This is a genomic window from Caproicibacter sp. BJN0012 (assembly GCF_035986805.1).
GTDB lineage: Bacteria > Bacillota > Clostridia > Oscillospirales > Acutalibacteraceae > Caproicibacter.
On sequence record NZ_CP142518.1, the window covers coordinates 3,180,992 to 3,200,252 of the forward strand.

The following is a 19,261-nucleotide window of genomic DNA, read 5'->3' on the forward strand; positions in this document are numbered from 1 at the left end:
GTGAATGCTGTGTTCATCTGGAATTTCGTAGCCGGAACCGTGCTCAATCAGATTATCGACTGGATCTATAGTCAGATCGTCGGCTTCCTTGGAAACTTTTTCGCGCAGATGGGAGACATGGGCGCCGAGCTGTTCGACATGGATTGGGTGAAGTCCATCGTTCTCTTTTTCGTTTACCTGGCCTGGGCACTATACGGCACGGGTCTTGTGGTGGCGGTTTTCGAGTGCGCCATTGAGTATCAGTCCGGCCGCGGCAGCATCAAAGACACAGCCCTCAACGCCATCAAGGGTTTTATGGCAGTAGGGCTTTTTTCGACCGTGCCGGTGGAGCTGTATAAGCTGTCCGTATCCCTACAGAGCAGCCTGACGGCGGGCATTACCGGCTATGGTTCGGGAATCAGCGGCCTTGCAAGCTCAATCATCACCGGGCTTAACTCGGCAGGCACACTGGAACAGGCGGCAAGCACCAATGTATTCGGCGGGCTCGGCGCCATTACCAGCCCCATTCTGATCTTGTTTATCCTCATTCTCATGGGGTACGCCGTGATTAAAGTATTTTTCAGCAACCTCAAACGCGGCGGAATCCTGCTGATCCAGATCGCAGTGGGAAGTCTGTATATGTTCAGCGTCCCGCGCGGCTACATTGACGGATTTGTATCATGGTGCAAACAGATCGTCGGGTTGTGCCTGACGACGTTTCTGCAGGCGACCATCCTCTGCGCCGGTCTGCTGGTGGTCAAAGACCATGCCCTGCTGGGGCTTGGGCTGATGCTGTCGGCCGGCGAAATTCCCCGCATTGCCGGGGCTTTCGGACTTGATACGTCAACCAAGGCCAACCTCATGAGCGCGGCGTATGCCGCACAAACCGCAGTGTCTATCACCCGCACCATTGCGAAGGCGGTGGCGAAGTAAACGAAAAGAAGGGATGAAGTTTGAAACTGGTATATATCTGTTCCCCATACGCGGGGAGCATTGAGGAAAATGTCCGCTTTGCCAAAGCCGCGTGCCGGTACGCTATGAAGCAGGGCTGCGCACCCATTGCCCCGCACCTTCTGTACCCGCAGTTTTTGAACGACGCCGTTCCCATGGAAAGAGAAGCCGGTATCCTAATGGGGCTGCGGGTTTTAGCCTCCTGCGAAGAACTGTGGGTGTGTGGAAATCATACCAGCGAGGGCATGGAAAAAGAAATTGCTGAAGCAAAGCGGCTCGGCATTCCGGTCCGCAGGATATCGGCTGAACAAATTCAGAAAAAACAAGCCATCAGGCAGTACGGCATTCTGGCGCGCCGCAGCGCCTTGTCGGTCTGCGGCTTCGCCGAGGCGTGGGTGAAACAGGATGGAGAGCCGGTAACATTTGACACCTACGAGGAAGCGGCCGCCGAAGCAGGGCAGCTTAATGAAGGAATAGGGCCCGTCAACCGGACGGTAGAATATTTTCCGCAGGAAAGATGTCCCCTGCCGGAAGAAACGCCCTCCTTCGGCATGAGCATGCGGCTATGAGCACTTCACTGACCATGGGCAGTCTATTCGACGGGATAGGCGGCTTTCCCCTGGCTGGCAGCCGGCAGGGCTTCACCCCTCTGTGGGCCAGCGAGATCGAGCCGTTTCCCATCCGGGTGACCAAACTTCATTTTTCAAATATGATTCACGTAGGCGACATTACGCAGCTCAACGGGGCAGATTTGCCCCCTGTGGACGTGGTCTGCGGGGGCAGCCCGTGCCAGGATCTGAGCACTGCGGGAAAGCGGGCGGGGCTCCAGGGCGCGCGTTCCGGGCTGTTTATGGAACAGATCCGGGTGATCAAGGAGATGAGAACACATGACGCAGGAACCGGACGGACAGCTGACGCTGTTCGCCCCCAATACATGGTCTGGGAGAACGTCCCCGGCGCCTTCTCCAGCGCCGATGGAGAGGATTTCCGTATCGTGCTGGAGGAAACCTGCCGAATTGTCAACGGCGCCATATCTGTTCCTCGACCTCCGGGCGGGGTGTGGTACGCTGCTGGGTGCATTATGGGAGATCAATTCTCCCTCGCTTGGAGAATATACGACGCTCAATACTGGGGCCTCGCCCAGCGCCGCAAAAGGGTGTACCTTGTCGCAGATTTTGGAGGCTGTACCGCACCCGAAATATTATTTGAGCAAGACCGCCTGTTTGGGGATCCTGCGCCGGGCGAGGAAACGCGGGAAAGACCTCCCGCCGGTGCTGCAAATGGCTCTGGAGATTCAGGCAGGGATCCGGTCAACATAGGCGCGGATAGCAGTCTTGTTGCCTTTGCCTGCAACCAGCGGGACGAGGTGCGGAATCTCCATAATGTGTCCGGCGCCATTCAAGCCCAGCCGGGGATGAAGCAGCAGACTTTTATCGCTCATCCGTCCAAGGAAACGCAGACTTCCAACTGCCTGACTCCATGGGACACCCAGCAGAAGCGGATCTTTACGGAAAAAAGTGTCGCTCCGACGCTTGCCGGTGTGGATGGAAACGGCGGCAGAAACCCCGGTGGACTCCTGCTGTCTGCGGGCGTAGTCAGCAAAGGAAACGGCGAGTGCTTTCTCACACCTGAACAGCATACGGCTCTTTCATCGGGTGGCGGGCAGGCAGGCCAGGGGTATCCCTGCGTCCTGACCGCCGCCTTTTCCACGGGGGCCGGTGCTGCGGCGGGCGGCATCGGATATCGTGAGGAATGCGCGCCGACCCTTAAAGCGACCGAAGGCGGCAACATGGTGCCAGGCGTTCTGTGTCTGAACGATCAGGGCGGGAGCCGCATCGATCTGAGCGGCAACCTCTCCGGTACGCTCCGGGCGCAGGAGCATGGGCACACGCCTCTCGTGATGGGCGAACCGGAGTTATATGAAAACCACGGGATCGATTCCCGCTACACCGGGCCGCACGGCGTGGCGCCCACAATATCCGCGCGGTACGGAACGGGCGGCAACAACGTGCCGCTGATCAGCCAGCCGAGCGAAGGGGTCGGCTCCGACCTTCCTACCGGTCAGAGTTACTGCATCGCCGGCAACATTATCGACCGGCAGGATCATAACGGCGGCAACGGGATCGGCGTTCAACCAAACATCAGCTACACGCTGAACACCGCGGACCGGCATTGTGTCTTTTCTCAGCAACGAAGCGACGAGTACACGCCGAACGGCGTGGTCAGCACCCAGAGTGCCCGCCAGTATAAAGATGCGACCGATCTCGTGTGCGACACCGACATCGCGGGAATCAACTGCCGTGCCGGATCGGAAAAGGGCGACCTGTGCGGTACGCCACAGTCTCATCCAGGCGGCGGCTCTCTCAGTACCCAGCATTCGGTCCGGACCGGAAAGCTCATCCGGCGGCTGACACCGCTCGAATGCGAACGGCTCCAGGGCTTTCCCGATCACTGGACGGATATCCCCGGCGCATGTGACAGCGCGCGGTACAAGGCCCTCGGAAACAGCGTGGCGATCCCCTGTGTGGAGCATGTGCTCCGGGGGATCGCTTATTTTTTGCTCAAAATCAGAAATGAAAAGGACTGATTGCATGTATATCTATCCGGACAATCTCCGGGCGAAGCCCACCCTCTGGCTGTGGGAGTTGCGGGATCTCGGCGTGATCGGCGTCGGCCTTCTCCTCGCGGTGCTTGCGTTGGCTCAGCTGCGATTTCTGCCGCCTATTGTCCTCGTCGCGCTTTACGCCTTTTTGAGTATCCGCTTCGACGACACCAGCATTTTGAATTTCATCAAAAATGCAGCGGCTTTCTTCCTCACGAAACAGCAGTATTTTGAATGGGGGCTGTCGGACGCTGCGAATCCGCCTGATATGGGACCGCGTGGAAGGAGCAAAAACTTATGAGCAGGCAAACAAAAAAACAGGCAAGGCAGCGGCAGACCACCCGCCAGCTGATCAACACAAAAGCCATCACCGATTACAGCCTGCAAACCTATCGGAACGACGAACTGGTCTATTTTATCGTGCAGCCCACAAATATCTCCGTGCTGTCTGAAGAAAGCCTGTCCGCCCGGATCTATGCGCTGATGACCGTCCTCAAGGGGATTGCGGAATTGGAGTTTATATGCTTAAACAGCCGCGAAAATTTCGAGGGCAACAAGCAATTTCTGCGCACGCGGCTTGAAAAGGAACAGAATCCGGCTATCCGTGCTCTGTTGGAGGCCGACCTGAACCATCTGGATCGTATCCAGATGCAGATGGCGACGGCGCGGGAATTTCTGGTCGTGCTGCGCCTGCGGAATGAGAAGCAAGGCGAAATTTATTCCTATCTTAACCGCATTGAGAAGACCCTGCGGGAACAGGGCTTCTCCGCCAAACGCGCAGATTCAGAGGACATCAAATGCCTTTTGGCCGTTTACTTCGAACAGAATGTCACCTCTGAAAAGTTTGAGGATTTCGACGGGGAGCGTTGGTTGATTCCAGACGAATAGCGGCGCCGGTTCTTGTTGGGTTTGGTAATAGACTTGACACAGAATTTCGGATATTGTGTATCCAAAGGGGTCCCCTTGGATTACATATTTACGGTTAAGGACGTGTAAAACGATGAAGGATGTTGACGAGGCGCTGAGCGACTATCTGGAAACCTATGAGGCCGATGAGATCTTCAACGACCATTTTTCCGGCATCCGCAGAGCGTTTATTGCGGGCTTTAAGGCGGCGGGAGGCGAAGTTCCGCCGATACAGCCCGTATTCAGGATCATACGGTCAGATCATCCTCCCAAATGATTGGAGGAATAACGGAGAATATATTTGGGATGTTTTTGAATCGGCACTTACCCAGCTGTGCGAATCCATAGCGTTCAATGCCGTTCGCATTTGTGGATCCGGACACCAACCTTACCGCTCTTTTGTTGCTAAGGCCACAAAAGAAGCAACCGTAAAGCCGATGCAGTACATCGGCTTTACGGTTTGTCCATAATCGGACAGAAAAATCCGATTTATACTGTTCACTCATCACAAGAATGAAACGCCATCAATTCAAATATCTGCCCATCTATGCTGATTGTTTCGTCAATAGGGATCACTGTGCCGTCGGTCATAACGACAACCCGTTCATATTCGTCTATCTTTTTAGCTGAGCCGACAGCGGTAACATAGGCACCGCCTTTTTTCTTCGCATCCGGCTGGAAATAGGTGATCGTGATTTCGGGATGCTCTTTAATCCGATCCGTTATGATTTGCAGCTTTTCTCGCAGAGCGTCCTTCGCATATTCGTCCAACTCTACTCTCTCGTCAGTCAGTCTTGCGGTTTCTTTGATTGCGGCTTCATAACCGGTCAGTGCGGCAAACGGGGAAAACTGAGCTGCCCGGTCAATAGCGGTCATATGGGAACGTGTCGCGGAGATATGGTGAGGGAGATTGATGATGTCGTCATATGTCCTTTTCATGCCTTGTGCCCTCCAATCTGCCTGTTCCGATCTATTGTGGTAGCGCCTTCCTCCAGATTCATACCCCTTAGAATGGCGTTCTTGCCGTGTTTCTTTTTTATCTCCAGCATTGTTTTCTGCACCTTTTTTTCTCGTGCAAGTTCGGCTTTTTCATCCTCTTTTTTCGCCTGCGCAGCCGCGTAATCCGTAAAGAGATCAAGCTGTTCAAAGTTGTCCGCCTTTTGAACAGTTCCCTCATCAACAACATGATTTGCTGTAATGTTGACTCTTCTGATCAGGAGATTTTTGTCAATGATGCGGTCAAACAGCTTTGCGACGGCATCCAATATTAGCTTTGTAGACGAGGTCGGTCTGCCAAGATTTATTGAACCATGCGCGGATTTCGGAACGGCGCGTCCATAGTGATCCATGGTAATTGCCCCGTGATATGATTTTTTTATCGTCGGATTTGTCAGATTTTCGATATCATATCCGGCCGTCAAGACAAGCTGGTCGGTCACAAGCCGTTTATCCACCAGATCGAGTACCAGCAGATCGGTCATTTCCCGCACGATCAGCTTCGCTTTGTCAAAAGTATAGGCGGATTGCAGCACCTGCCCCGATCCAACACTGTTTGAGCCTGGCTTATATGCTTTAATATCGGCAATCGTGCATGGCTCCCACCCCCATGCGTGGTCGATCAGCAGCTCGGCGTTGACGCCGAACAGTCTGTACAGTAAATCCTCGTTATAGTAATCGGTAGGTTTACCGAGAGAGCATCTCGCAATATCCCCCATCGTAAAGAGGCCGTGTTCCTCCAGATTCTTGGCATATCCTTTTCCGACGCGCCAAAAGTCTGTTAAAGGCCGGTGCGACCACAGCAGGCGACGGTAGCTCATTTCGTCTAATTCAGCGATCCGCATACCGTTGTTATCAGCCGGTATGTGCTTTGCCTGGATATCCATAGCGATCTTGCTGAGGTACAGGTTTGCGCCAATTCCCGCCGTTGCTGTAATGCCAGTTGTTTTGAGTACATCCAGAATCATTTCCTTGGCAAGCTCACGGGCTGAGAGATTGTAGGTGTTCAGATATGCGGTGGCATCAATAAACACCTCGTCAATGGAGTAGACATGAATATCCTCGGGCGCGATGTACTTCAGGTAGATATTGTAAATCCGTGTGCTGTACTCTATATAATAGGCCATTCTTGGCGTTGCGACAATATAATCCAACGAAAGACCCGGTGAGGATTTCAGTTCGGTATCGTTACAGGAGGCACCGGAAAAGGCTCGTCCCGGTGCTTTGCGCAGCTGTCCCGCATTTACTTCCTTGACCTTCTGTACGACCTCAAACAGCCTCGCCCTGCCGGGGATGCCGTATGCTTTGAGGGAAGGAGAGACGGCGAGGCAGATGGTTTTTTCGGTGCGGCTTGCATCAGCGACAACGAGGTTGGTGGTCAGCGGATCAAGCCCTCGTTCCACGCACTCGACCGAAGCGTAGAAGGATTTTAGATCGATTGCGATATAGGTCCTGTTCTCCATGCTTATTCTCCGGCCTCCTCCTTTAAAAGTCATCTGTTTGCAGATTGAAATTACAGAGTTCCCATTTTACGTTTCCCCACTATGCTTCATGAAAAACCACGTTTCAGGGGTACCATTCGTTGAAATATATAGTACATTACCCTAAAATTAGAAACCAAGTTGTTTCAGCGTTTTCACAATGTCTGATAAAGTGCATTTAACATCGCACTTATTATACCATGCTTAACCGCAAGAGGGTCCGTGCCGTCACAGAGATGTGGCGGTTTTTTTATCCAAAATCCAATCGGGAAGGAAGATGCCAAATGGCAAAGCAGCAGAAGACGAAAACGCCGCCGCAGGAGGATATCCGCATGCAGGAATTTCTGGACATGATCGCACCCTCGGTGATCAAGTTTTTCACGGATTATTTTATCTGCGGCAACACATTTCGGTGCGTTTGGGCTTTGCGTGAATACCCGACGACGACCGATGAGCAGGCCATCTTACGCTATCTCGGAGAAAAAGACGGCGTAACCCTGCACCTCTACACCAGGCATGTCACACCCATGGAGGAAAAGAAAATCATCTCAAATGCTGCGAACAAAAACCGTATGCAGCGGAGCAGCACACAGGATCTTCAACAAACCGTCACAGCTGAGTCGAATTTACAAGACGTCACCACCCTTGTCACACAGATGCACCGGAGTAAGGAGCCGCTTCTGCATACGGCGGTTTACATCGAGCTCTCCGCCCACAGTCTGGAACAGCTCGGTCTGCTTCAAACCGAAGTGCTGACAGAACTCATTCGTTCCAAGCTCAATGTGGATAAACTCCTGCTCCGCCAGCAGCAGGGATTCCAGAGCGTCATCCCCTCAGGCTGGAATGCGTTTTCCAGCCAATTTGAGCGGGTCGTGCCCGCAAGCTCCGCCGCCAACCTGTACCCCTTTAATTATTCGGGCAAAACAGATCCCCATGGCTTTTACCTGGGCCGCGATAAGTTCGGCTCGAATATAATCGTGGACTTCGACAAGCGGGACGATGATAAAACCAACAGCAATATTTTGATCCTTGGCAATAGCGGCCAGGGCAAAAGCCACCTTTTGAAGCTGATCCTCTGCAATATCCTTGAATCCGGAAAAAGCGTGATCTGCCTCGATCCGGAACATGAATACGTCGATCTGGCCGAAAACCTCGGGGGGTGTTTTGCCGACCTCATGAGCGGTCAATATATGATAAACCCTTTGGAGCCCAAGACCTGGGACGAAGGCGGCAGCCCCGAGGACAAGGAAGCGCCCCAGGCATTCCGGCAGCGGACAAAGCTCAGCCAGCATGTTTCTTTCCTGAAGGACTTTTTCCGCTGTTACAAGAATTTTTCCGACCGCCACATCGATGTTATCGAAATCATGCTGGGTAAGCTCTATGAAAAATGGGGGCTCAGCGACCGCACCGATTTCAGCAAGCTGGAGGCCGCTGATTACCCCATCCTTTCCGACCTGTACGCGCTGATTGAGGATGAGTACAAAAGCTACGACCAGGCAAAATATCAGCTCTACACCGCCGAGCTCCTGCAGGAAATCCTGCTGGGGCTCCACTCCATGTGCCAGGGCGCCGAGAGCAAATTCTTCAACGGCCATACCAATGTGACTTCCAACCGCTTTATTGTGTTTGGCGTCAAGGGATTACTGCAGGCCAGCCGGAATGTCAAGAGCGCTCTCCTGTTCAACGTCCTTTCCTTTATGTCCGACAAACTGCTGACCGAAGGCAATACGGCCGCCAGCATCGACGAGCTGTATCTGTTCCTGACCAACAATGGCGGCGGCAACGGTAACAATTATGTGGTCATTGAGTATATTCGAAGCTGCATGAAGCGGGTACGGAAAAAGGACTCCGCCATGATTCTGGCCTCGCAGAATCTCGAAGATTTCAACATCGAGGGCATCAGGGAGCTGACGAAGCCGCTGTTTTCCATCCCCACGCACGCGTTCCTCTTCAACGCTGGCAACATCGACAAGCATTTTTACATCGACTCCCTGCAGCTCGAGGAATCCGAGTACAACCTGATCCGTTACCCCCAGCGGGGCGTCTGCTTGTATAAATGCGGCAACGAGCGGTATAACCTGATGGTCACCGCACCGGAGTACAAATCAAAACTCTTCGGTACGGCCGGAGGCCGCTGATCATCGGAAAAGAGATGAAAAATTTTGGACATGAAAGAACAGCGGTTCGGGATTGAAATCGAGATGACAGGCTTGACCCGTGAGGCTGCCGCACGTGTGCTGTCCGAACATTTCGGGAATCCCGTCAGCCGCGACGGGGGGTATTACGGCGAATATTCTGTTTTGGACAGTGAGAGCCGCCGCTGGAAGGTCATGAGCGACGGCAGTATTACCTGTCAGAAAAGAGAAGGAGGCCGGCTCGTCCCCGCGGACAATAATTACAGCGTGGAACTGGTCAGCCCCATCTGCCATTGGGGTGATATTGAAACCATCCAGGAGATTGTGCGAAAACTTCGCGGCGCCGGCATGATCGCCGATAAAAGCTGTGGGATCCATGTGCATGTAGACGCCTCCCCGCACAACGCGAACACTCTGCGCAACATCACCAATATCATGGCCTCGAAAGAGGATCTGATCTATAAGGCGATGCAGGTCGAGGTGGCCCGTGAACACCAATATTGCAGAAAGGTTGATCAGAGATTCCTTGAAGAACTTAACCGAAAGAAGCCAAAGACGCTCAATGAGGTCAGCCGCATCTGGTACGGCGGCGCAGACCGGAGCTACCACCATTATGACGATTCCCGTTACCACTGCCTGAACTTACATAGCGTGTTCCAAAAGGGCACGATTGAGTTCAGGCTTTTTAATTCCACCACTCATGCGGGAAAAATCAAGGCGTACATCCAGTTCTGCCTTGCCATTTCCGCACAGGCCCTCAACCAGCGTTGCGCCAGCAGACAGAAAACCCACAGCACCAATGAAAAATATACTTTCCGAACGTGGCTGTTGAGATTGGGGTTGATTGGGGATGAATTCAAGACAGCAAGACTCCATCTCCTCGAGCACTTGGATGGCTGTATCGCATGGAAGGATCCCGAGCAGGCTATACAGCAAAAGCAAAGGTTACGACAGAAAAAAGAAAAAGAACTGGAATTGGACGCAGAAAGCCAAACCCAGCAGGAGGCCGCGGCAGCCACACCGCAGGAGGAAATTACGGAAAATGAACAACAGGAACAGGCCGGGGAGGATGAGTCCCCGGCCTTTGTCATGCGTATGTAAACATATAAAGGAGATGTGTTTCTATGAGTAAACCTATGCTGTATATCGCTTACGGCAGCAACCTCAACCTTCCGCAGATGGCGTATCGCTGCCCGACCGCCAAAGTGGTGGGAGCGAGCGAAATCAAGGATTATGAACTGCTGTTCCGCGGCGGCGGTCGGGGGGCAGTAGCCACCGTGGAGCCACTCAAGGACTCGAATGTTCCCATTCTGCTGTGGAAGATCCGACCTGCCGACGAGCAGGCACTTGATCGGTATGAAGGATATCCCCATTTTTATCACAAAGAGGTCCTGCCGGTGGAACTCGGAGGAAAGACGCAGCCGGCCATGGTCTACATCATGAACGATGGGCATCCTTTCGGTGCTCCATCGGATTACTACCTGGAAACCATCATGGAAGGCTATAAGACAGCGGGCTTTAATACGGATTTTCTGGAAAGATCCGTGGAGAAGTCCATCCGGCTGGCCGAAGAACAAGAGCAGGTCAAGCGGGAATCACCGGATATGGAACAAGGCAGTCTGTTCGACATGAAATGGAAGTAACGCTCAATCAATTATTGAAATAGGATCGACTGGTAAAACGGACGCCCCATTACTCGCCGGGGCGTCTGTTCTTTTCTGCCCAAAGGAGGAGTGTTATATGGCCGCACCCGCTGTGGCCCTTGCAGTTAAGGCGGCGATTGCCGCCGCCACAGACAAACGGACGTGGAAGGTGATTGCAGTAATCATCGCCGCTGCCCTGATGCCTTTTATTCTCGCCATCCTTTTACTCATGAGTTTTCTTTCCGGGGGCGCGGCACACAACAATGATGCTGTGAATCTCGCCTTCCACGGAGGGATGATCTCCTCGGATGTCCCTTCTGAATATCGGCAGCATATCGAAGAAATGCAAGATGCGTTCAGGCAACTGGACGATGCGATCGCACAGCTGCCTATTGAATCCGGGGACGGAAGCCTTGACTCCACGCGGGTCAAGGCTGTTTTTTATTCTCTGTATTTCGGCGCCGATTCCCTGCAGGAGGTGGACTACGATTCGTTTGCCGGTTGCTTTGTGAAAACGGAAATCCGCACCCGCACTGTTCAGAATCCGGATGGAACTCAGACTGAACAGAGTTATGACGCAATTGCTCCGTTGACTGATCTCAATCAGGTCTATAAGAATATTGAAAGACTCCTTGGCCGGGCCGTCACCGACGATGAAAAATCCAATGCCGACGAAATCTATCAACATACTTTTGGCGAGAGCGGCACAGGGCCTTCGGACTCATCACAAATTCTCTCCACTGCCGGCCTGATTTCCCCTATCGGAAGTAACTGGCGGGCACTGGTTACCTCGGAATTCGGCCCTCGCATTGACCCGATCAACGGAAAAGCCACTGTTCATACCGGCATCGATCTGGGCATACCGACCGGCACACAGGTTCATGCGGCGAAGGACGGAACAGTTTCCAAGGTTGCCTGGGATCCTGACGGCTATGGAAACTATCTAATGATCGACCATGGCGGTGGGCTGGTCACGCTGTACGGACACTGCTCCCAAATTATCGCCCACGTAGGGCAAGCTGTCAAAGCTGGCGACGTCGTCGCACTGTCCGGAAACACTGGCCACAGCACCGGCAGCCACCTGCACTTTGAAGTGCGCATCAATGGCAAGGCGGTCAACCCCAGAGGGTATCTGCCGTAAAGCAGACTCTGCAGGGAACCTTTCAATATAAACCGATTGAAGCCGTCTCTTGGGGAACGGCTTTTTGTGCTTCGAAGGAGGTAAGCAGGTTGAAACTCAATGGCATGTAATCCGAGGAGCAATCATACGGAGGCGGGCCCATGCGGCTTGCCTTCTTTTTTCAAGAAAGGTGTGATTCAGATGATGATCAAACTCGGTGTCGATAACGGCAACTACAACACAAAATCCTCAGAAGGGATGCTGTACGCCTCCGGGTACGCGGCAAGCGATAAGGAATTCATCACGGATGAGATGCAGCTCTGCTATAGCGGCAGATATTACGCCATTGGCGAAAAGCGGATGCGGTTTCAGCAGGACAAAACGAAAGATCCGGACACCTTTCTTCTGACGTTGCCGGCCATTGCGTCCGCCATGAAAAAGGCGGGTGTTCAGGAAGCAGATGTCCTTCTGGGCGTAGGGCTGCCCATCGAAGCATACGGAATGCAGAAAGACGCCTTCCGCCAATATTTTCTGCGCGGAAATCTGACTTTCCGGTTTGAAGGAGCGGATTACCGCTGCCACATTGCGGATTGCAAAGTGTTCGCCCAAGGGCATGCGGCACTCTGCCGGTACTATCCTCAGCTCCGGGGATACCGCAGCATTACCCTGGCCGACATCGGGGGGTATACGGTAGATGTTCTAACCATGCATGGCTCCAGGCTGGACCGATCGAGCTGCACAAGCCTCCGGATGGGCACCATCACGCTCTATACCCGCATTCAGGACATCCTGCGGCAACGGGACATCCTGCTGACCGACGAACTTGTCACCGATGCCATCCGCGGTAAAATTCAGCACGCGGATCAGGACTTCATACGGCAGACCGTGGAACAGGAAATGCAGAGGTATACCAGGGAATTACTTAACACACTGCGGGAAAGGGGACTTGACCTGAAGCTCCCCACCGTGTTCGCGGGCGGCGGAGCGGAGCTGCTCGACGGCCTGCTGCGTGGCGGCAGCGTCAATACGGTGGCTGTTCTGAACCGCTTCGCCAACGCGGACGGTTATCGTCTGCTGTTGGGGTGAGCAAGATGAGAAAACGCTTCAACGTCTCCTTTGATTTGCAAGCCGCACGGCACAGAGAAGCGGCCCGCCTGCTTGATGAACAGCCTGTCGGGCAGCGCACGGAGTTTATTGTGGATTGTATCCTGCGATATGACCAGTCGGTGAAACTGGAGAAGATCGTCCGCACGGCCATTCAGGAGGAACTGCAGCATTTCACCGATTACCAAGCGCCGTCCGACCTGCCTGCTTCCTCTGCTGTTCTGCAACTGGATGAGGCAAATCTTTCTGATGTGCCGGACAGCCTGCTCCACGCGATGGATGATCCATAATACCCACCCAAGCACCTTATTGGGTGCCAGCACTCTCACAAGCGGGCACCGCATATCGGTATCATGCGCCCTGTTAGGTGTTTGGAGCATCAAATTCCGTACAGACTCACTTTCGCATGCACCCTGTTAGGTGCTTGGCCTCATACCTTTTGAGCCCTGCCGATTACAAGACCGATTGTTGAAACCGAGAATGGAAAGGATGAATGATCCTATGAAACAGGCAGCTTTTAAAATGCAGATTTCTTATGACGCCGAAAAACTGTGCGCCCTCCAAAGATATATGAAAGACGAATCCGAGCTGCGATCCGGCATGGAGTCCCTGTTGGATACCCTTTATCAGTCCCATGTGCCGGCCGAAGTCCGGGAGGCCATTGACAAACGGAATATGGCTCAGTCAGGGGAAGAACCGGAAACGCTGGAGCAGTTTGTGCGGGAGCATCCAAACGACATGATCCAGATCATGTCGCCGGGCGGCTATGTCACTATCGCTCCCGACAAACCGCTGAGTGAGCTGTTCGCCCATGCGGGCGAGCGCGGTACGGAAATCCCGGTCACATGGGAGGAACTGAGGGAGCAGACTGTCGAGAGTTGCCATTACCATCCGGCTGATCGAAGCTGGAACCTGCTGACAGTCGATTCCTCCCTGAACCAGCCGACCCAGGCACCCGAAATGCGGATGTAAGGTGCCGACATAGGATCAGAGCCCGTAGACGCTGACCTTGAAACAGCGAAGTCTGCTTCTCGCCCATGTCACCGCCCGTGTGCCCCCGTGTCGCTTTTTTTCAGCAGGGATCGCACGGTTACACCCATGAGGCGATAAGACCCAGTGCTGGGGCTTTGTGCGGAAGTTTGAGACAGGAGAAGCTCCGCTTTCGGGGAATGAACCATGGGGTGGAAAACGATGCGGGTTAAAGCAGCGGGGTCGCGGTGCGTCCCCGCTGCGGCTCACACCGCCCCGCAATGCGGGTCGGGGAACGTTTTGCTCCGGGGTCGGATTTCGGCCCCTGGGGTCGGTTCCGGGGTCGGCGGCGAAAAAAAAGGCCGGAAACCCGCATCTTTACGCCTTTACAGAGGGGTCATGACAGGAGTCATGGCCCTTTTTGTATAAAACAGAATGGAGGAAAACAATGCCGGAAGAAAGAGTAAACAAGAAGAAATTCCCGCTGTGGATGTACCCGGAAACACGCACTCTGATCGAGAAATGGTACAAACAGGACAACTGCCAGAGTCAGAGCGAGTTCATCGAAAAGGCCGTCCGTTTCTACTGCGGCTACATTTCGGCGGAGGACGGCGTGCGCTATCTGCCCGCCGCCATCACGTCCGCCATGACCGGAATGGTGGACAGTCTGGAAAGCCGGATGGCTCGCCTTATTTTCAAACTGGCTGTCGAGATGAGCATGATGATGAACATCCTCGCGGCAAACGCAGATGTGGACGAAACCATGCTGCGCAGGCTGCGCGGCAAGTGCGTGAACGACGTTAAAAGGTCTGTCGGTTCCGTCACCTTCGAGGATGTGGTGAAATTCCAGAAGGGTGAGTAACGGCCATGCCGAAAATCATCTTTAAGTGCCGGTATCTCAAGGACGGAACCCATGCCGCCAACCTCGTGAAATACATGGCGACGCGCGAGGGCGTGGAGAAGCTTCCGGCGAATATCCGCGCCCTGCCCTCCACGGCAAAACAGCGACGGCTCATCGGTGATCTGCTGGCTCAGTTTCCAGACACCGCGGACCTGCTCGAATATGAAGACTACCAGAAGCAGCCGACTATTGAAAACGCCTCGGAATTCATCACAGCGGCGCTGGAGCAGAACATGGATCCGCTTGGGCGCAAGGACGTGTATGTTCAATATATCGCCACCCGCCCTCGTGTGGAGAAATCCGGCACGCATGGCCTGTTCTCGGATGCCGAGGCGCCACCAATATTGTCCGAGGTGGCGGAGGAAGTCTCCCGCCACACGGGAAACGTCTGGACACCGATTATCAGCCTGCGGCGGGAGGACGCCGCCCGGCTCGGGTATGACCATGCCGCGGCGTGGATGGCGCTTCTGCGCAAACAGCGCAACCTGTTTTCCGAGCAGATGAAGATCTCCCCGGAAAACCTGCGCTGGTACGCAGCTTTTCACGATGAAGGCCACCATCCGCACTGCCACATGATCGTCTATTCCGTTGATCCCCGCGAGGGTTACGTCACCAAACCCGCCATCAACGAAATGCGGAGTACGCTGGCGCATGAAATCTTCCAGCAGGACCTGATGCAGATTTATCCGGATCAGACCGCACGCCGCAACGAGCTCGCCGAACAGAGCCGTGTCGCGCTTTCCGAAATCATCGGGCAGATGGAATCCGGTGTCTACGAAAACAAGGTTATTGAAGATATGCTCTCCCGGCTTTCCGAACGCCTGAAATACACCTCGGGCAGAAAACAGTACGGTTACCTCAAAGCGGAGCTCAAGACCCTCGTCGATCAGATCGTGGATGAGCTCTCAAAGGACGCGCGGATGGCGGAAGCCTACCGGGCATGGTACAAGTTACATAACGAGATTCTGCACACTTACGCCGACAAGCTGCCCGACCCGCTTCCGCTTTCCCAGCAAAAGGAATTCAAGCACATCAAGAACATCGTGATCGAAGAAGCTCTGCGTATCGGCGAGCGGCAGATCATGTTTGAGGGCGACGAGGGCATTGAGGCTCAGGCGGAAACGGCAGCGGATCAGACCGATCCGGTGTATGAGCCGGAGGATGAGCCAGACGATGAATCCCCAGAAGACGGGAATTTTCCGAACAGCACATCGGAAGGCCCGGAACCCATTGAAAGTCCGCCCGCGACACCCCACCCATATATCGAATGGAGCGACCGCTACAAACAGGCCCGTGAATTTTTGTACGGGAAAGACGATATGGAGCCGGATTTAGCTCAGGCGCTCCGGCTGTTTCAAGAAGAAGCCGATGCTGGAAACGCACTCGCCATGCATGATCTCGGACGCATGTACGCAGACGGACTGGGGATAGAAGCCGATGCGGGGATTTCTTTCACCTGGTACGAAAAGGCCCTCACAGCCTTTTATGAGATTAAAATGGGGAAAAGCCACCGCTATGTGGAATACCGCATCGGCAAGATGCATGCTGCCGGTCACGGCATCGATCAGGACTATGAAGAAGCGGCAGGCTGGTTTGAGGAATCTGCCTCGGAGAACTACAAGTACGCACAGTATTCCCTCGCCGGCCTGTACTACCGGGGCCAGGGCGTGGAACTGAATTATAATACAGCGTTTGCGCTGTATCAGAAAGCGGCGCGGCAGCACTTCCCGTATGCGTCCTATGAACTGGCGAAGATGTACCGGGACGGCATCGGCACGGCAAAAGATAAAAATGCGGCCGCCGACTGCTTCCGGGAAGCCTTTCTTGGATTTCAGCAACTGGAGGCACAAAGCCGCGACGACAAGCTCCAGTACCGCCTCGGGCAGATGCTCTACACCGGCACCGGAACGGAACGGGATATCGGCGCTGCGGTGCAATACCTCGAAAAATCGGCCAAGCTCGGAAACGTCTATGCCCAATGCCTGCTTGGGAAAATTTATCTGGCTGTTGAAAGTCCGTTGAATCCGGATGAAGATACCCACGCGGATCCCGAAAGGGGCGTTTTCTGGCTCACCAAAGCTGTGGATGCCGGAAATGACTCCGCCGAGTATCTGTTAGGAAAGCTCTACCGGGACGGCCTGTATGTGGAGCGAAACGCGGAAAAAGCCGTCGCACTGTTCACCGCGGCGGCCGACCAGAAGAACCCCTATGCCGCCTACGCCTTGGGAAAGTTGTGCCTCGAAGGAACGGCTGTCGCAAAGGATATGGGCGTCGCAGCCAGATGGCTGACATTCTCGGCCGGCCTCGGCAATGCGTATACGCAGTACGCGCTGGCAAAGCTGTATCTGGCTGGCGAAGATGTGCCAAAGAATATTCATCAGGCGGTGGATCTGCTTACAAAGGCGGCCCTGCAGAACAATTCCTTCGCCCAATACCGCCTCGGCAAGCTGTACCTTCTGGGAGAGGAAGTTCCCAAAGATGTGGAGGCCGCCGTCAAGTGGCTCACAGCTTCCGCGGAGCTGGACAACCAATATGCGCAATACATGCTCGGCAAGCTCTACCTGATGGGGCAGGATGTTCCACGCGACCGCGAAGCCGCCGTTCGATGGCTGACGGCTTCCGCCGGGCAGGGCAATCCATACGCCCGGTTTTTCCTCAATCATCTGGACTCGTTCCGTGATCCGTCCCCGATGCTGGCGGTCACCCGGCTCCTGCACCACCTGAGCCGGATCTTCCGGCAGCAGCAAAGTAGGCTGTACGGAGGCCCCGGCATGGGAACGGACAGCAAGCTCCGCCGCCGGCTCCGGCAGAAGAAGATGGCAATGGGTCACGCGCCCGACGAGCGGGCGCCCGAACAGAGCTATTAAAAGGAGGCGCACATTTGATGCGAAAACAGTATCCACAGACAAAAGAGATCCCGCCCGCCAAAATCAATATGGTGCTGGATAAGCCGTCCGTACATCAGCGGACGGCCTTTTTTCGCCGGTGCGGGAAACGCAAACGCTGAAAGGAAGGATCCTTCATGTCCTATATCCCGTTCACAGAGGAAGAAAAACAAAGGGCCAACTCGGTTGACCTCGTGGACTTTTTACAGAGGCAGGGCGAGCAGCTCATCCGCTCCGGGCATGAGTGGCGCTGGAAACGGCATGACAGCGTGACTATCCGCGGCAGCGAGTGGTTTCGGCATTCCCGCAAGGAGGGAGGCCACGCGATTGACTTCGTCCAGCGGTTCTATGACATGGATTTCCCCGAAGCGGTCACCTTTCTGCTCGGCGGCGAGGGCGGCCTGGAATGGAACCAGACCGAGAAAAGCGCGCCGCCGCCCAAGAAAGACTTTGCACTCCCGGAAGCCAATCCGGACATGCGCCGGGTGTTCGCCTATCTGCTCAAACAGCGGTTCATCGATCCGAGCGTGCTGTCGTATTTCGCACGCGAACACCTGATCTATGAGGATAAAGAGTACCACAACGCTGTGTTTGTCGGTGTGGATGAAAATAGTATTCCCCGTCACGCGCACAAACGCGGCACCTACACCAAAGGCGAGCCTTACAAGGGCAACGTGGAGGGAAGCGACCCGAAATACAGCTTTCACTACATCGGCGAGGACGACACCCTTTATGTGTTCGAGGCGCCGATCGATATGCTCTCTTTTATTTCTCTTCACCTGAAAGACTGGCAAAAACACAGCTATGTCACGCTGGACGGTGTGTCTGAGCACGCGATGCTTCAGCAGCTCAAAAGCCATCCGAACCTGAAAAATATAGTGCTGTGCCTTGATCACGACGAGGCCGGGATTGAGGCCACCGGCAGACTGAAGGACATCCTTGCCGAACATGACTACTACGACCCCGCCTATATGGATATCCCTGTGCTCCAGTCCCGGTACAAGGACTGGAACGAGGATATCAAAGCAAAGCACGGCATTACCCCCATCCCGGCCGGGGAGCATCCAAAGCTCGTTCTGCTGCCGGAGATCTGCGAAAATCTTTCCTCCGTATGCGAAACCCTGTCGGCCGTTCCGGACCCGGCCGCTGTCATCCGGGAATATCACCGGAGGCTGACGCCGCTGGTCGATTCCGAAAAGCTCGCTGCCGCCAATTCGGAGATCGTGGGAGCTTGCCTGCAGAAAATGGCGGCGGGCGCGCTGCTTTCCGCGCAGCGGGAGCTTCGGCAAATGGAACGGCCGGAAACGGTCGGGCAGCTGATTGGAAACCTGCGCGACAGCTATAGGCCCCACCTGGACCGGGGCTGGATGCGAACTAAAGCGGCAGATATCCGCGAGGATGCGGTGAATATCGACCGGCAGTCACTCGCACCCGGCATCCGCACGCTGCAGGATCGGCAGACGCTGGTTTCAGATTATATGCGCCTCGCACTTGACTGCATAAAGGCGCAGCTTTTTGTCCGGCTGGAACTGTCCCAGCCGCTCCAGGCGCCGAAGGAATCGGCGCTAAATTTTAAGATGAGCTTGTGA

Annotated in this window: 19 protein-coding genes; 17 read left to right on the top strand and 2 right to left on the bottom strand. The window is 54.5% G+C overall.

What is annotated here, in order from left to right; genetic code table 11:
• The first annotated feature begins 9 nt into the window (after positions 1–9).
• The 6 genes from VA597_RS15615 to VA597_RS15640 all read left to right on the top strand — a co-directional run bounded on the left by VA597_RS15615 (position 10) and on the right by VA597_RS15640 (position 4,715).
• The gene (locus tag VA597_RS15615; RefSeq protein ID WP_212506693.1) at positions 10–912 is read left to right on the top strand and encodes a conjugal transfer protein TrbL family protein; all 903 of its coding nucleotides are present in this window, start codon (positions 10–12) and stop codon (positions 910–912) included.
• A 20-nt stretch (positions 913–932) separates the two neighbouring features.
• The gene (locus VA597_RS15620) at positions 933–1,499 is read left to right on the top strand and encodes a DUF7768 domain-containing protein (RefSeq protein WP_212506692.1); all 567 of its coding nucleotides are present in this window, start codon (positions 933–935) and stop codon (positions 1,497–1,499) included.
• Entirely contained in the window at positions 1,496–3,517 is a 2,022-nt protein-coding gene (locus VA597_RS15625) for a DNA cytosine methyltransferase (RefSeq protein ID WP_246419245.1), read from the top strand. Before VA597_RS15620 ends, VA597_RS15625 begins: the two co-directional genes overlap by 4 nt.
• Positions 3,518–3,521: 4 nt before the next feature.
• Positions 3,522–3,833 (top strand): hypothetical protein, encoded by a 312-nt coding sequence (locus tag VA597_RS15630; RefSeq protein ID WP_212506691.1) that lies wholly within the window; start codon positions 3,522–3,524, stop codon positions 3,831–3,833.
• Positions 3,830–4,420: a hypothetical protein gene (locus tag VA597_RS15635; protein ID WP_212506690.1), complete on the top strand. Its 591-nt coding sequence runs from the start codon at positions 3,830–3,832 to the stop codon at positions 4,418–4,420. The genes VA597_RS15630 and VA597_RS15635 overlap by 4 nt, the downstream gene beginning before the upstream one ends.
• A gap of 112 nt (positions 4,421–4,532) precedes the next feature.
• On the top strand, positions 4,533–4,715 hold the full coding sequence (locus VA597_RS15640; RefSeq protein ID WP_212506689.1) for a hypothetical protein: 183 nt from the start codon (positions 4,533–4,535) through the stop codon (positions 4,713–4,715).
• A 221-nt stretch (positions 4,716–4,936) separates the two neighbouring features.
• On the opposite strand, the gene VA597_RS15645 is transcribed toward VA597_RS15640, so the two are convergent.
• Together VA597_RS15645 and VA597_RS15650 are read right to left on the bottom strand one after the other, a co-directional pair.
• A complete protein-coding gene (locus tag VA597_RS15645) occupies positions 4,937–5,377 on the bottom strand; it encodes a hypothetical protein (RefSeq protein WP_212506688.1) in 441 nt (146 codons plus the stop codon).
• Complete coding sequence (locus VA597_RS15650) at positions 5,374–6,897, bottom strand: Y-family DNA polymerase (protein WP_212506687.1); 1,524 nt, start codon at positions 6,895–6,897, stop codon at positions 5,374–5,376. Before VA597_RS15650 ends, VA597_RS15645 begins: the two co-directional genes overlap by 4 nt.
• A gap of 302 nt (positions 6,898–7,199) precedes the next feature.
• Between VA597_RS15650 and VA597_RS15655 the strand changes: the two genes are divergently transcribed.
• The 11 genes from VA597_RS15655 to VA597_RS15705 all read left to right on the top strand — a co-directional run bounded on the left by VA597_RS15655 (position 7,200) and on the right by VA597_RS15705 (position 19,261).
• Positions 7,200–9,053 (top strand): VirB4 family type IV secretion system protein, encoded by a 1,854-nt coding sequence (locus tag VA597_RS15655; RefSeq protein WP_212506686.1) that lies wholly within the window; start codon positions 7,200–7,202, stop codon positions 9,051–9,053.
• Positions 9,054–9,077: 24 nt separating this feature from the next.
• A complete protein-coding gene (locus tag VA597_RS15660; protein ID WP_212506685.1) occupies positions 9,078–10,151 on the top strand; it encodes an amidoligase family protein in 1,074 nt (357 codons plus the stop codon).
• A 23-nt stretch (positions 10,152–10,174) separates the two neighbouring features.
• Positions 10,175–10,693 (top strand): gamma-glutamylcyclotransferase family protein, encoded by a 519-nt coding sequence (locus VA597_RS15665; protein ID WP_212506684.1) that lies wholly within the window; start codon positions 10,175–10,177, stop codon positions 10,691–10,693.
• Positions 10,694–10,790: 97 nt separating this feature from the next.
• Complete coding sequence (locus tag VA597_RS15670) at positions 10,791–11,834, top strand: peptidoglycan DD-metalloendopeptidase family protein (RefSeq protein ID WP_212506683.1); 1,044 nt, start codon at positions 10,791–10,793, stop codon at positions 11,832–11,834.
• Between the two features lie 180 nt (positions 11,835–12,014).
• A complete protein-coding gene (locus tag VA597_RS15675) occupies positions 12,015–12,899 on the top strand; it encodes a ParM/StbA family protein (protein WP_246419237.1) in 885 nt (294 codons plus the stop codon).
• Between the two features lie 5 nt (positions 12,900–12,904).
• A complete protein-coding gene (locus tag VA597_RS15680) occupies positions 12,905–13,207 on the top strand; it encodes a plasmid segregation centromere-binding protein ParR (RefSeq protein WP_212506682.1) in 303 nt (100 codons plus the stop codon).
• 232 nt (positions 13,208–13,439) lie between these two features.
• Entirely contained in the window at positions 13,440–13,889 is a 450-nt protein-coding gene (locus tag VA597_RS15685; RefSeq protein WP_326974852.1) for a hypothetical protein, read from the top strand.
• 445 nt (positions 13,890–14,334) lie between these two features.
• Entirely contained in the window at positions 14,335–14,748 is a 414-nt protein-coding gene (locus tag VA597_RS15690; RefSeq protein ID WP_212506681.1) for a hypothetical protein, read from the top strand.
• Positions 14,749–14,753: 5 nt separating this feature from the next.
• Positions 14,754–17,654, top strand: a complete 2,901-nt coding sequence (gene mobP3, locus VA597_RS15695; protein ID WP_326974853.1) for a MobP3 family relaxase — start codon at positions 14,754–14,756, stop codon at positions 17,652–17,654.
• Between the two features lie 14 nt (positions 17,655–17,668).
• Positions 17,669–17,794, top strand: a complete 126-nt coding sequence (locus tag VA597_RS15700) for a hypothetical protein (RefSeq protein ID WP_326974854.1) — start codon at positions 17,669–17,671, stop codon at positions 17,792–17,794.
• A 15-nt stretch (positions 17,795–17,809) separates the two neighbouring features.
• Positions 17,810–19,261, top strand: coding sequence for a DUF3991 and toprim domain-containing protein (locus tag VA597_RS15705; protein WP_212506679.1), 1,452 nt, complete (start codon positions 17,810–17,812; stop codon positions 19,259–19,261).